Raw genomic sequence first — 13214 nt, forward strand, 5'->3', positions numbered from 1 at the left:
TTCACTTCAGAATATTCATTTCTAAACTCTAACAGCAGAAGCAGTTAATGGTGGAGCCAAACGGGATCGAACCGTTGACCTCCTGCGTGCAAGGCAGGCGCTCTCCCAGCTGAGCTATGGCCCCATAACAAAATTGGTGGGTCTGGGCAGATTCGAACTGCCGACCTCACCCTTATCAGGGGTGCGCTCTAACCAACTGAGCTACAGACCCAATTTCGAGCGCCACTGATTAGCTAAGAGCTATCAGCTTGGAGCTTAAAGCTGCTTCTATCGTCTTCTTCAATGAATCAAGCAATTCGTGTGGGAACTTATGGAGCAGCTGATGTCGTCGATTAAGGAGGTGATCCAGCCGCAGGTTCCCCTACGGCTACCTTGTTACGACTTCACCCCAGTCATGAATCACACCGTGGTAACCGTCCTCCCGAAGGTTAGACTAGCTACTTCTGGTGCAACCCACTCCCATGGTGTGACGGGCGGTGTGTACAAGGCCCGGGAACGTATTCACCGCGACATTCTGATTCGCGATTACTAGCGATTCCGACTTCACGCAGTCGAGTTGCAGACTGCGATCCGGACTACGATCGGTTTTGTGGGATCAGCTCCACCTCGCGGCTTGGCAACCCTCTGTACCGACCATTGTAGCACGTGTGTAGCCCAGGCCGTAAGGGCCATGATGACTTGACGTCATCCCCACCTTCCTCCGGTTTGTCACCGGCAGTCTCCTTAGAGTGCCCACCATTACGTGCTGGTAACTAAGGACAAGGGTTGCGCTCGTTACGGGACTTAACCCAACATCTCACGACACGAACTGACGACAGCCATGCAGCACCTGTCTCAATGTTCCCGAAGGCACCAATCTATCTCTAGAAAGTTCATTGGATGTCAAGGCCTGGTAAGGTTCTTCGCGTTGCTTCGAATTAAACCACATGCTCCACCGCTTGTGCGGGCCCCGTCAATTCATTTGAGTTTTAACCTTGCGGCCGTACTCCCCAGGCGGTCAACTTAATGCGTTAGCTGCGCCACTAAAAGCTCAAGGCTTCCAACGGCTAGTTGACATCGTTTACGGCGTGGACTACCAGGGTATCTAATCCTGTTTGCTCCCCACGCTTTCGCACCTCAGTGTCAGTATTAGTCCAGGTGGTCGCCTTCGCCACTGGTGTTCCTTCCTATATCTACGCATTTCACCGCTACACAGGAAATTCCACCACCCTCTACCATACTCTAGTCAGTCAGTTTTGAATGCAGTTCCCAGGTTGAGCCCGGGGATTTCACATCCAACTTAACAAACCACCTACGCGCGCTTTACGCCCAGTAATTCCGATTAACGCTTGCACCCTCTGTATTACCGCGGCTGCTGGCACAGAGTTAGCCGGTGCTTATTCTGTCGGTAACGTCAAAACAGCAAAGTATTAATTTACTGCCCTTCCTCCCAACTTAAAGTGCTTTACAATCCGAAGACCTTCTTCACACACGCGGCATGGCTGGATCAGGCTTTCGCCCATTGTCCAATATTCCCCACTGCTGCCTCCCGTAGGAGTCTGGACCGTGTCTCAGTTCCAGTGTGACTGATCATCCTCTCAGACCAGTTACGGATCGTCGCCTTGGTGAGCCATTACCTCACCAACTAGCTAATCCGACCTAGGCTCATCTGATAGCGCAAGGCCCGAAGGTCCCCTGCTTTCTCCCGTAGGACGTATGCGGTATTAGCGTCCGTTTCCGAACGTTATCCCCCACTACCAGGCAGATTCCTAGGCATTACTCACCCGTCCGCCGCTCTCAAGAGGAGCAAGCTCCTCTCTACCGCTCGACTTGCATGTGTTAGGCCTGCCGCCAGCGTTCAATCTGAGCCATGATCAAACTCTTCAGTTCAAACATCTTTGGGTTTTTAAGAAACCCTAAACTTGGCTCAGCAATCGTTGGTTACATCTTTGATTTCTCGCGGAGTAACTTGTGATGCTGATAATCTTGTTGACTATCAGTCTGACTCCACAAGCACCCACACGAATTGCTTGATTCAGTTGTTAAAGAGCGGTTGGTTAAGATCTTTCGTCTCAACCGAGGCGCGCATTCTACAGCAGCCTCATTTGTTGTCAAGTGATTATTTTCAGAAGCTTTCGAAGAATTCTTCAACAACTTCAACCACTTGCGCTTACGATCTCTCGTTAGCGGGAGGCGAATTCTACAGCGTTACACGCTGCTGTCAACACCTCTTTTTCAACTCCCTTTTGGCTTCGATGAACTGAAGCAACCTGCTGCCGAAAACTTCGTAACTCATTGTTTACCAAGGAGTTTTCCGTTTCGACTGCGCCGGAAGTGGGGCGAATTATAGACAGATATAATTCGCCGTCAACACTTAATTTCAGGTCTATTCGGCTTTGAGCGTAATACGCGCAAATGCCTTCTTCCCAGCCTGACAAACGTGGGTAGCGCCCAGCTCGTATATAAAGGTGCGATCGACAACCTCACCATCTATACGCACGCCACCGGAACCCAGCAGGTCGCGCGCAACCGCGGAGTTCTTAACCAGGCCCGCCTTATTAAGTACAGCAGCAATCGGCATCGCTTCAGCCGCGGCCAATTCGATCTCCGGCAGATCATCCGGCAGCTCGCCATCTTTCATACGGTTACCGGCCGCGCGGTGAGCACTGGCCGCAGCCTCTTCACCATGGAAGCGCGCAACGATCTCTTCCGCCAACTTGATCTTCACATCACGAGGATTCGCACCCGCTTCGACTTCAGCGCGCAGCGCATTGATCTCGTCCATCGAGCGGAAGCTCAACAGTTCGAAGTAACGCCACATCAGCGCATCAGGAATCGAAACCAGTTTGCCGTACATCACACCCGGCGCTTCCTGGATACCGACGTAGTTGCCAAGCGACTTGGACATCTTCTTGACGCCATCCAACCCTTCCAGCAACGGCATGGTCAGAATGCACTGAGCCTCTTGCCCATACGCACGCTGCAGTTCGCGCCCCATCAGCAGGTTGAACTTCTGGTCAGTACCACCCAGCTCGACGTCCGCGCGCAATGCCACCGAGTCATAGCCCTGCACCAACGGGTAGAGGAACTCGTGAATCGCGATCGGCTGATTGGTGGAATAACGCTTATCGAAGTCATCACGCTCAAGCATGCGTGCCACGGTGTACTGGGAAGTCAGGCGAATAAAGTCCGCCGGCCCCATTTGATCCATCCAGGTGGAGTTGAATGCCACCTCGGTCTTGGCCGGATCGAGAATCTTGAACACTTGGGTTTTGTAGGTCTCGGCATTATCGAGGACCTGCTCACGGGTCAGCGGCGGGCGCGTTGCGCTTTTGCCGCTCGGATCACCGATCATCCCGGTGAAGTCACCTATAAGGAAGATGACCTGATGCCCCAGCTCCTGGAACTGGCGCAGCTTATTAATAAGCACGGTATGACCCAGGTGCAGATCCGGCGCGGTCGGATCGAAGCCAGCCTTAATACGCAGGGGTTGGCCACGCTTGAGCTTTTCGATCAGCTCGGCCTCGACCAACAGTTCTTCCGCACCACGTTTTATCAGCGCTAGCTGCTCTTCAACCGACTTCATAACAGACCCGCAAGGCTCAGATTCAAAAGGGAACCAACCATACAAGATCAGGGACTAATTACAAGTTTTGTCCCGCGCACGGACACCGTTCAGCAAGCCCAGCGTTCGCGAGCTTGCGCCACAGATGATTTGGTTATATTTTATACAGTTATTTCATCTTCATCATGTCATTCATCTTTTCCATTTCATCTTCAAAGTCAAAATTACTTATGACCACAGAACCGTCTAAAGCGCCGCCGCTTTACCCGAAGACCCACCTGCTCGCCGCAAGTGGTATCGCCGCCCTTCTCAGCCTGGCACTCCTGGTATTCCCTTCCAGTGACGTAGAAGCCAAACGAACATCCCTGAGCCTTGACCTGGAAAGTCCTGTTGAACAACTGACACAAGATCAAGACGCTTCCGACGCGCAACAAGCCACAAACACACCGGCAGAATCTCCATTTGCACAGATAGAAAGCAGCCCGGAAGACACCCAGGCGGCCACTCAAGAGTCGCCTGCGCCAACCACTCCAAAAAATCCGCTGCACCGCGAAGTGACCGTCGCCAAAGGCGACACCCTTTCAACACTGTTTGAAAAAGTCGGCCTACCTGCCTCTACGGTTAATGAGGTGTTGGCCAGCGATAAACAAGCCAAGCAATTCACCCAGCTCAAACACGGCCAGAAGCTTGAGTTCGAATTGGCTGCCGACGGCCAGTTGAAAAGCCTGCACAGCACTGTCAGCGACCTCGAAAGCATTGCCCTGACCAAAGGCGCCAAAGGCTTTGCGTTCAACCGCATCACCACCAAGCCGGTGACGCGCTCCGCCTACGTGCATGGCGTGATCAACAGTTCGCTGTCACAGTCGGCCGCCCGCGCCGGCTTGTCCCACAGCATGACCATGGACATGGCCAGCGTGTTTGGCTACGACATCGACTTCGCCCAAGACATCCGTCAGGGTGACGAATTTGACGTGATCTACGAGCAGAAAGTCGCCAACGGCAAAGTCGTCGGGACCGGTGCGATTCTATCTGCGCGGTTTACCAACCGTGGCAAGACCTACACCGCAGTGCGTTATACCAACAAACAAGGCAACACCAGCTACTACACCGCCGACGGCAATAGCATGCGCAAAGCCTTCATCCGCACGCCGGTGGACTTTGCCCGCATCAGTTCGCGCTTCTCCATGGGCCGCAAGCACCCGATCCTCAACAAGATCCGCGCCCACAAAGGCGTCGACTATGCCGCCCCACGCGGCACGCCCATCAAGGCTGCCGGTGACGGCAAGGTATTGCTGGCCGGCCGTCGCGGTGGCTACGGCAATACCGTGATCATCCAGCACGGCAATACCTACCGCACTCTTTATGGCCACATGCAGGGGTTCGCCAAAGGCGTTTCGACCGGCAGCAACGTGAAACAGGGCCAGGTCATCGGCTATATCGGCACCACCGGTCTGTCCACCGGCCCGCATTTGCACTATGAGTTCCAGGTGAACGGCGTCCACGTCGACCCACTGGGCCAAAAGCTGCCAATGGCCGACCCGATCGCCAAAGCCGAGCGCGCGCGCTTCCTGCAACAAAGCCAGCCATTGATGGCACGCATGGACCAGGAGCGCTCCACCCTGCTGGCCTCGGCGAAGCGCTAAGGTATGCCGCTCTATATAGGTGTGATGTCCGGGACCAGTCTTGATGGCCTGGATATAGCCCTGATCGAACAGAACCCGGCGATCAACTTGATCGCCACACATTACATCCCCATGCCGGACGACCTGCGCATCCAACTGCTAAGCCTCTGCGCCAGCGGCCCGGATGAGATCGCCCGTTCGGCGGTCGCCCAGCAACACTGGGTGACACTGGCGGCCAAAGGCATCCATGCCTTACTGGAACAACAAGCCCTCAAGCCTCAGGACATACGCGCGATCGGCAGCCACGGCCAGACGATCCGCCATGAACCTGCTCGAGGCTTTACCGTTCAAATCGGTAATCCTGCCCTGCTCACCGAGCTGACGGGCATTACCGTCGTCAGTGATTTCCGCAGCCGCGATGTGGCCGCCGGAGGTCAAGGCGCGCCCTTGGTGCCTGCCTTTCACGAAGCCTTGTTCGGGGAGCGTACCGGCAACCGCGCCGTATTGAATGTCGGCGGCTTCAGCAACCTCAGCCTGATCGAGACCGACAAGCCCGTAGCCGGCTTCGATTGCGGCCCGGGCAACGTGCTGCTGGATGCGTGGATTCACGATCAGCGCGGCGAGCACTTTGATCGCGATGGCCAATGGGCAGCTGGTGGCCAGGTCGAGCCTGCACTACTCAACGCTCTGCTCAGTGACCCATTCTTCCTGACCAAAGGCCCGAAAAGCACCGGGCGCGAAGTCTTCAACCTGGGATGGCTGCAACACCACCTCGGCAGATTGCCAGCGTTCCAGCCAGAGGATGTGCAAGCAACCCTGCTTGAACTGACCGCACTGACCATCGTCGAGTCCCTGCAGGCGGCACAAACTGACACCGAAACCCTGTTGGTCTGTGGTGGCGGCGCGCATAACACCACGCTGATGAACCGCCTGGCAGCGCTGTTGCCGTCCACTCAAGTCAGCAGCACCGCCACTTACGGCGTGGACCCCGACTGGGTTGAAGCCATGGCCTTCGCCTGGCTGGCCCATTGCTGCCTGGAGGGCATTGCCGCCAACCGCCCAAGTGTCACTGGCGCACGCGGGCTTCGGGTATCAGGTGCAATCTACCCGGCCTGAACCTGCAGACAGCAAAACGCCGCTTGGCCTATCAAAGCCAAGCGGCGTTTTGCTGTCTGCAGGTTCAGGCTGCTGATCAGATCGAGAACGAAGACCCGCAACCACAGGTCGTGGTGGCATTCGGATTCTTGATCACGAAACGCGAGCCTTCCAGACCTTCCTGGTAATCCACCTCGGCACCTGCCAGGTATTGGAAGCTCATCGGGTCCACGACCAGGCTGACGCCCTCGCGCTCGACGATGGTGTCATCGTCGGCCACATCTTCATCGAAGGTAAAACCGTACTGAAACCCTGAACAACCGCCGCCCGTAACGAATACGCGCAGCTTCAAGCGATCATTACCCTCTTCATCGACCAGGCTCTTCACCTTGTGCGCAGCACCGTGGGTGAATTGCAAAGCCGTGGGGGTGAAGGATTCAACGCTCATGCTGATAATCTCCCGGCGTAGCGCCGCCATATGCGTAATGGCGGGCATTATCCGCTTCTCCTAGAAAAGCGGTCAACTATTGTTACGGTATATCAATCTGCGCTGCCGCCATTAAAAACACAAAAGGCCCGATAGACGGGCCTTTTGCAATCAACGGTAAAACCTTAAGGCAGCATGCCCGCGTGGGACAGGCCCAGCTTCTCATCCAGACCAAACAGGATGTTCAGGTTCTGCACCGCCTGGCCCGACGCGCCCTTGACCAGGTTATCGATCACCGACAACACCACCACCAAATCTCCATCCTGTGGACGGTGCACCGCAATGCGGCATACGTTGGCACCGCGCACGCTACGGGTTTCCGGGTGGCTGCCAGCCGGCATCACGTCGACGAACGGTTCATTGGCATAACGCTTTTCAAACAGCGCCTGCAGGTCTACCGAACGATCAACAACGGTTGCATAGAGCGTGGAGTGAATGCCACGAATCATCGGCGTCAGGTGCGGTACGAAGGTCAGGCCTACGTCTTTACCGGCGGCACGACGCAACCCTTGGCGAATCTCCGGCAGGTGACGATGCCCTTTTACCGCGTAGGCCTTCATGCTTTCCGACGTTTCGGAGTACAGCGAACCTACAGCTGCACCACGGCCGGCGCCGCTCACACCTGACTTGCAGTCGGCGATCAAACGCGAAGTATCGGCCAGGCCGGCTTCCAGCAATGGCAGAAAACCCAGCTGCGTCGCGGTCGGATAGCAACCCGGCACGGCAATCAGGCGTGCTTGCTTGATTTGCTCACGATTGACTTCCGGCAGACCGTACACCGCCTCTTCCAGCAACTCAGGCGCGCCGTGTGGCTGGCCGTACCACTTGGCCCACTCATCGGCGTCCTGCAAACGGAAGTCGGCCGACAGATCGATGACCTTGGTACCCGCCGCCAGCAGTTCGCCGGCCAGCGCATGCGCAACCCCGTGAGGTGTGGCGAAAAACACCACATCACATGCACCCAGAGTCTTGATGTCCGGCACGCTGAACGCCAGGCCGTCATAGTGGCCTCGCAGGTTCGGGTACATATCGGCCACTGCCAAGCCGGCCTCGGATCGGGAAGTGATGACCACCACCTCAGCTTGCGGATGCTGAGCCAACAGACGCAGCAATTCGACACCGGTGTAACCCGTGCCGCCGACGATACCGACCTTGACCATAAACCTGCCCTCAACGAACCCACTGGAAAGCCGTCGATAATAGGGGCCGCATCGTCCTGCGACAACCGTCAACGTGACGTACAGGCACATGAGCCACTACTATCTTCAGTTACCGTGAACCTGGGAATAACTAGAAATGCTCTATCTATGGATCAAAGCCTTCCATATCGTCAGTATCGTCTGCTGGTTTGCCGGGCTGTTTTACCTGCCACGCTTGTTCGTCTACCACGCACAAAGTGAGGACACAGTCAGCAAAGAACGCTTCAGCCTCATGGAGCGCAAACTGTATCGCGGCATTATGGGGCCAGCGATGATCGCCACCCTGATATTCGGCGGCTGGCTGATCTACCTCAACCCGGCCATCTTTCAATCCGGTGCCTGGATCCACGCCAAACTTACCTTGGTGGTACTGCTGATCGGTTACCACCATATGTGCGGCGCCCAGGTAAAACGCTTCGCCCGTGGCGAAAATACCCGCAGCCATGTCTTTTATCGCTGGTTCAATGAAGTGCCGGTTCTGATATTGCTGGCTATCGTAATTTTGGTCGTGGTCAAACCGTTCTAATTTCAATTACTCGGGGAACCTCCAATGTCACTGCCCGCTTCGCTCGAACAAAGTCTGCGCCTGCCCGTGGTGGCTGCGCCGATGTTCCTGATTTCCAACCCGCAACTGGTCCTGGCGTGCTGTCGCAATGGCGTGGTCGGGAGTTTCCCGGCACTCAACCAGCGCGAAAGCAGCGGTTTCAAGGCCTGGCTGGAGGAAATCGAAGCGGGCCTGGCGCAGTTGGATAACCCCGCGCCCTATGCCGTCAACCTGATCGTACATAACAGCAACCCAAGGCTTGAAGCCGACTTGGCGATCTGCGTCGAGCACAAGGTGCCGATCGTCATCACCAGCCTGGGCGCGGTCAAGGAGCTGGTGGATGCGGTTCACAGCTACGGTGGCCTGGTGTTTCACGACGTCACCACCCGTCGGCATGCCGAGAAAGCCGCAGAAGCCGGTGTTGATGGCTTGATCGCCGTGGCAGCGGGCGCCGGCGGCCACGCCGGCACCTGGAGCCCTTTCGCGCTGATCGCCGAGATTCGCCAGTTTTTTGATAAAACCCTGCTGCTGGCCGGCTGCCTCAACCATGGGCATGAGATACTTGCCGCGCAACTGCTGGGCGCAGACTTGGCGTATTTCGGTACGCGCTTTATCGGCACCACCGAAAGCCACGCCCCGGACGCCTATAAAGAGATGCTGCTCACATCGCGCGCCGCCGACATCGTGCACACTCCTGCGGTGTCCGGCGTACCCGCAAGCTTCATGCGCCAGAGCCTGGAAAACGCCGGTTTCGACCTCGCCGCCCTGCAAGGCAAAGGTGAAGTCAACTTCGGTTCCAAGCTCAAGCCGTTGAGCGATGAGGCCAAGGCCTGGAAAACCGTCTGGTCAGCCGGCCAAGGTGTAGGCCAGATTGATGATTTGCCCAGCGTCGATGAACTGATTGCCCGCCTGGATGCCGAATACCGCAAGGCACGCGAGCAGGCCGCGCAACTGCGCTGGCCCCGTTGAACTGAATATCGGGCCTGCCCATTGGCGCAGGCCTGCAAACCCTTCCCTGAACAAGTGACAAGGATGCCCGCATGAGCGACAGCCGTTTCAAGATTGTGTTTGACGGAGCCCTGCTTCCGGGTGTCGAAAGCACCACCGCCAAGCTGAACCTCGCCGAGCTATTCAAAAGCGATGTGGCAGCCATCGAAAAGCTTTTTACCGGCCGCCCGGTCGCCCTCAAGCGTGACCTTTCCCGCGCGGATGCCGAAACCTACCTCACTGCGCTGAAAAACGCTGGCGTCGATGCCCGTATCGAACCCGAGCAGCCGGTAACCTTCAACCTGGCCGAAACCCACGAGACCGACGCCAGCACCGCTGACTTATCGCGCCCTGCGGCTTCGCCCTATGCACCACCGCGTGCTGCCGTGGGTGAGTACACCGAGGAATACTCAACCCTTAAAGTGTTCACCATCCACGGGCGCATCGGCCGCTTGCGTTATCTGGCCTGGACGCTGGTATTGACCCTGGCGCTGCTGGTGGCCGGTGGCATCATCAGTACCGCGAGCTTCGCCGTGGCAACCGCCTCGCCGACTGCCGGCACCATCCTCGGGGTACTACTGGGCTTGGCCTTGTTTGTTGCACTGGTGTGGGTGAGTGTGCAAATCGGCGTGCAACGCCTGCACGACCTGGGCTGGTCCGGCTGGCTGTACTTCCTCAACCTTGTGCCACTGGTCAACAGCGTCTTTCCGATCCTGCTGCTGGTACTGCCGGGCAACGCAGGCGCCAACCAATATGGCCCGCCGCCGCCGCGCAACTCCACGGCAGTCAAGGTGCTGGCGACCCTGTGGCTGGCGTTTATCCCAGTGATGCTCGCCATCGTGGTGACGCTGGGCATGAACGGCTACTTGAACCAACTCGAAGCCAATATGGACAGCAGCTACGAAAGCAGCTCCATTACCGCCGATGACGCCACCGATCAAAGCGTCACCGTAGATGAAGAAGACAGCGTGCAAAGTGCTGACGACGCAGCCGAACCTGTAGACTCTCCAGAACAGTGAAGAAACGCCCGCCGCCTGTGATGCCTCTGTCACAGGCTCGGCGGCGTTGCGATGGAGAAAGGCATGACCCGTTACGCTCTGATCACCGGCGCCTCCAGCGGCATCGGCCTGGCTTTGGCCGAAGCACTGGCCCGTCGCGGCCGCAGCTTGATTCTGGTGGCCCGCCAGCGTGATCAGTTGGAAAGCATTGCAATTGAATTGACTCAGCGCTTCGGCGTCGAGGTGCTGTTTCGTGCCTGCGACCTGGGCGAGCCTCTGCGCTTGTCCGGGTTCCTGCTGGAACTTGAAGAAGGCGAGCGGCAGATCGACTTGCTGATCAACTGCGCCGGCATGGGCACCAGCGGGCCGTTCCTCGCCCAGGACTGGATGACCGAGCAAGACCTGATCGAAGTCAACATCCTGGCCCTCACCCGCATGTGCCACGCCCTCGGCAACGCCATGGCGCTGCATGGCGGCGGGCAGATTCTTAACGTAGCCTCGGTCGCAGCCTTCCAGCCCGGCCCCTGGATGAGCAGCTATTACGCCAGCAAGGCATATGTGCTGCACTTCTCCGAAGGCCTGCGCGAAGAGCTGAAGACCTGCGGTATCAAGGTCTCGGTGCTGTGCCCCGGCCCCACGCGCACGGCGTTTTTCGGCACCGCGCAAATGGACACCGCCAAGCTCGACCGCAGCGCCCAACTGATGAGCCCGGAAGAAGTGGCGCTCTACACCGTGCGCGCGCTGGAAAAGAACAAAGCCATCATTATTCCCGGGCGACGTAACCGCTGGCTGGCCTTCAGCCCGCGCTTGAGCCCACGCTGGCTGACCCGCAAGATTGCCAGCGCCATCAACAAGGCCTATTGCCCGCGCTGACAGCCTGGTTACACTCGTTCTGCACTTTCATAATGGAGAAACAGCTGTGGATACTCTGTTCACCAAGATCATCAACAGAGAAATACCTGCGAAGATCATCTATGAAGATGACCAAGTCCTCGCCTTCCATGATATTGCCCCAATGGCACCTGTGCATTTTCTGGTCATTCCGAAAAAGCCGATCCGTACCCTCAATGACCTCACCGAAGAAGACAAAGCCCTCGCTGGCCATATTCTGTTCACCGCTCAGCGGCTGGCGGTAGAGCAAGGCTGCGAGAAGGGCTTTCGCGTGGTGATGAACTGCAACGAGGATGGTGGGCAGACTGTTTATCACATCCATATGCACGTGCTGGGTCAGCGCCAGATGAACTGGCCGCCAGGCTGATTGTTGCGGGGAGTTTGCGACGGCTACGCCGTCGGGCGGGAGCAAGCTCCCTCGCCACAGGGGCAAATTGACACAGCGCAAACGCATCGCCCTCTCTTGCGGTAAACTGGCCGCCGAGATTCTTCCCGGAGGTCAGCATGACTACCCAACGTCACTACTCGCCGATTGACCGTCTGTTGCTGCAAGCCGACATGGCCATGCGCACACTGCTGCCCTTCAGCGGCCAACCGTACCGGCCTTCGCCCGCCATCGTGCAGCCCGATGCGCAGATGAGCGAGACCGACACCCGCCACGTCGCCGGCCTGATGCGCATCAACCACACCGGTGAAGTCTGTGCCCAGGCGCTGTACCAAGGCCAGGCGCTGACCGCCAAGCTGCCGCAAGTACGCGCAGCAATGGAACATGCTGCCGAAGAAGAAATCGACCACCTGGCCTGGTGCGAGCAGCGCATTCGCCAGCTCGGTAGCCATCCCAGCGTGCTCAACCCATTGTTCTACGGTTTGTCGTTCGGTATCGGCGCCGCTGCCGGCCTGATCAGCGACAAGGTCAGCCTCGGCTTTGTCGCCGCAACCGAGCATCAAGTGTGCAAACACCTGGATGAACACTTGGAGCAACTGCCGGCCGAAGACGAAAAGTCCCGGGCGATTCTTGAACAAATGCGCATTGATGAAGAACATCACGCAGAAAGCGCACTGGATGCAGGCGGCTTCCGCTTCCCGGCGCCCGTGAGGTTTGGCATGAGCGTACTGGCCAAGGTCATGACCAAAAGCACCTACCGAATTTAAACAATGCCGCACAAAAAAGGGCGCCCTCAACGGCGCCCTTTTTTATTGCCGACTCGCAATCAGCCCAGCTCGATAATCTCGTAATCATGGGTGATAGCTACACCGGCCGCGCCAAGCATGATCGATGCAGAGCAATACTTCTCGGCCGACAGCTCGATAGCACGTTTAACCTGAGCTTCCTTCAACGCCCGGCCTTTCACCACAAAATGCATGTGGATCTTGGTAAACACCTTGGGGTCTTCAGTGGCGCGCTCCGCTTCCAGGAAAGCTTCGCAGCTTTCGACGGCCTGGCGGGACTTCTTCAGGATGCTGACCACGTCGAAATTGCTGCAACCGCCAACACCAAGCAGGAGCATTTCCATTGGGCGTACACCCAGGTTACGGCCACCGGCGTCCGGCGGGCCATCCATAACTACTACATGGCCACTGCCCGACTCACCGAGGAACATGGCCTCGCCCGCCCATTGGATGCGTGCCTTCATCGCCCAGACTCCACTGCTAAAAAAGGGTCGCCAGCTTAGCACAGGGTCTTGAAACCGCAGCGCCCAGCATGAAAACGATCAATGACTACGTTTGCCCGCTAAATTCCCTAATCGAGGCAGAATGTGTCTGTTAAGCTGGCGCCAATTCAATGGCGCATTGCCACCCTTTGTACTGCGTGTATCAATGCCGTTACCGTTGGATAAAAATAATTC

Annotated in this window: 12 protein-coding genes, 2 tRNA genes and 1 rRNA gene; 8 read left to right on the forward strand and 7 right to left on the reverse strand. The window is 57.2% G+C overall.

The genetic code is table 11. From position 1 onward, the window contains the following. Positions 1-48 precede the first annotated feature (48 nt). The 4 genes from P5706_RS29820 to tyrS all read right to left on the reverse strand — a co-directional run bounded on the left by P5706_RS29820 (position 49) and on the right by tyrS (position 3565). Positions 49-124 (reverse strand) — tRNA-Ala (locus P5706_RS29820). A gap of 10 nt (positions 125-134) precedes the next feature. Further along, positions 135-211, reverse strand: a tRNA-Ile gene (locus tag P5706_RS29825). 122 nt (positions 212-333) lie between these two features. After that, positions 334-1869, reverse strand: a 16S ribosomal RNA gene (locus P5706_RS29830). 496 nt (positions 1870-2365) lie between these two features. Then, positions 2366-3565, reverse strand: a complete 1200-nt coding sequence (gene tyrS, locus P5706_RS29835) for a tyrosine--tRNA ligase (RefSeq protein WP_170040775.1) — start codon at positions 3563-3565, stop codon at positions 2366-2368. A 209-nt stretch (positions 3566-3774) separates the two neighbouring features. Between tyrS and P5706_RS29840 the strand changes: the two genes are divergently transcribed. Next, positions 3775-5187: a peptidoglycan DD-metalloendopeptidase family protein gene (locus P5706_RS29840; RefSeq protein WP_285683834.1), complete on the forward strand. Its 1413-nt coding sequence runs from the start codon at positions 3775-3777 to the stop codon at positions 5185-5187. Between the two features lie 3 nt (positions 5188-5190). After that, positions 5191-6282, forward strand: a complete 1092-nt coding sequence (locus P5706_RS29845) for an anhydro-N-acetylmuramic acid kinase (protein ID WP_285683835.1) — start codon at positions 5191-5193, stop codon at positions 6280-6282. A gap of 76 nt (positions 6283-6358) precedes the next feature. Here P5706_RS29845 and erpA read toward each other — a convergent pair whose 3' ends face one another. Both erpA and argC read right to left on the reverse strand, forming a co-directional pair. Beyond that, positions 6359-6709 carry an iron-sulfur cluster insertion protein ErpA gene (gene erpA / locus P5706_RS29850; RefSeq protein WP_003176443.1) on the reverse strand — a complete coding sequence of 117 codons (351 nt, stop codon included), beginning with the start codon at positions 6707-6709 and terminating at the stop codon, positions 6359-6361. A 164-nt stretch (positions 6710-6873) separates the two neighbouring features. Further along, positions 6874-7908: an N-acetyl-gamma-glutamyl-phosphate reductase gene (gene argC / locus P5706_RS29855; protein ID WP_017138092.1), complete on the reverse strand. Its 1035-nt coding sequence runs from the start codon at positions 7906-7908 to the stop codon at positions 6874-6876. Positions 7909-8044: 136 nt separating this feature from the next. Here argC and hemJ point away from each other — a divergent pair, with 136 nt between their 5' ends. From hemJ to coq7, 6 genes are all read left to right on the forward strand, one after another. Continuing rightward, positions 8045-8473, forward strand: coding sequence for a protoporphyrinogen oxidase HemJ (gene hemJ, locus P5706_RS29860; RefSeq protein WP_200430300.1), 429 nt, complete (start codon positions 8045-8047; stop codon positions 8471-8473). Positions 8474-8497: 24 nt separating this feature from the next. Next, positions 8498-9460 (forward strand): NAD(P)H-dependent flavin oxidoreductase, encoded by a 963-nt coding sequence (locus P5706_RS29865; protein WP_200430301.1) that lies wholly within the window; start codon positions 8498-8500, stop codon positions 9458-9460. A 71-nt stretch (positions 9461-9531) separates the two neighbouring features. Then, positions 9532-10497, forward strand: a complete 966-nt coding sequence (locus P5706_RS29870) for a DUF805 domain-containing protein (protein ID WP_200430302.1) — start codon at positions 9532-9534, stop codon at positions 10495-10497. Between the two features lie 63 nt (positions 10498-10560). Further along, complete coding sequence (locus P5706_RS29875) at positions 10561-11349, forward strand: SDR family NAD(P)-dependent oxidoreductase (RefSeq protein ID WP_285683839.1); 789 nt, start codon at positions 10561-10563, stop codon at positions 11347-11349. A gap of 46 nt (positions 11350-11395) precedes the next feature. After that, positions 11396-11734, forward strand: a complete 339-nt coding sequence (locus tag P5706_RS29880; protein WP_003210943.1) for a histidine triad nucleotide-binding protein — start codon at positions 11396-11398, stop codon at positions 11732-11734. A gap of 137 nt (positions 11735-11871) precedes the next feature. After that, positions 11872-12519, forward strand: a complete 648-nt coding sequence (gene coq7 / locus P5706_RS29885) for a 2-polyprenyl-3-methyl-6-methoxy-1,4-benzoquinone monooxygenase (RefSeq protein ID WP_017138087.1) — start codon at positions 11872-11874, stop codon at positions 12517-12519. A gap of 59 nt (positions 12520-12578) precedes the next feature. Here the strand turns inward: coq7 and P5706_RS29890 are convergent, their stop codons facing one another. Next, entirely contained in the window at positions 12579-13001 is a 423-nt protein-coding gene (locus P5706_RS29890) for an OsmC family protein (protein ID WP_017138086.1), read from the reverse strand. Between the last annotated feature and the right edge of the window lie 213 nt (positions 13002-13214).

The organism is Pseudomonas sp. ChxA (assembly GCF_030263855.1).
GTDB classification, from domain to species: domain Bacteria; phylum Pseudomonadota; class Gammaproteobacteria; order Pseudomonadales; family Pseudomonadaceae; genus Aquipseudomonas; species Aquipseudomonas fluorescens_CB.

What these genes read in the sequence shown, in the direction of transcription:
- tyrS (WP_170040775.1), bottom strand. Translation starts at nt 3,565, where the DNA reads ATGAAGTCGGTTGAAGAGCAGCTAGCGCTGATAAAACGTGGTGCGGAA.
- P5706_RS29840 (WP_285683834.1), top strand. Translation starts at nt 3,775, where the DNA reads ATGACCACAGAACCGTCTAAAGCGCCGCCGCTTTACCCGAAGACCCAC.
- P5706_RS29845 (WP_285683835.1), top strand. Translation starts at nt 5,191, where the DNA reads ATGCCGCTCTATATAGGTGTGATGTCCGGGACCAGTCTTGATGGCCTG.
- erpA (WP_003176443.1), bottom strand. Translation starts at nt 6,709, where the DNA reads ATGAGCGTTGAATCCTTCACCCCCACGGCTTTGCAATTCACCCACGGT.
- argC (WP_017138092.1), bottom strand. Translation starts at nt 7,908, where the DNA reads ATGGTCAAGGTCGGTATCGTCGGCGGCACGGGTTACACCGGTGTCGAA.
- hemJ (WP_200430300.1), top strand. Translation starts at nt 8,045, where the DNA reads ATGCTCTATCTATGGATCAAAGCCTTCCATATCGTCAGTATCGTCTGC.
- P5706_RS29865 (WP_200430301.1), top strand. Translation starts at nt 8,498, where the DNA reads ATGTCACTGCCCGCTTCGCTCGAACAAAGTCTGCGCCTGCCCGTGGTG.
- P5706_RS29870 (WP_200430302.1), top strand. Translation starts at nt 9,532, where the DNA reads ATGAGCGACAGCCGTTTCAAGATTGTGTTTGACGGAGCCCTGCTTCCG.
- P5706_RS29875 (WP_285683839.1), top strand. Translation starts at nt 10,561, where the DNA reads ATGACCCGTTACGCTCTGATCACCGGCGCCTCCAGCGGCATCGGCCTG.
- coq7 (WP_017138087.1), top strand. Translation starts at nt 11,872, where the DNA reads ATGACTACCCAACGTCACTACTCGCCGATTGACCGTCTGTTGCTGCAA.
- P5706_RS29890 (WP_017138086.1), bottom strand. Translation starts at nt 13,001, where the DNA reads ATGAAGGCACGCATCCAATGGGCGGGCGAGGCCATGTTCCTCGGTGAG.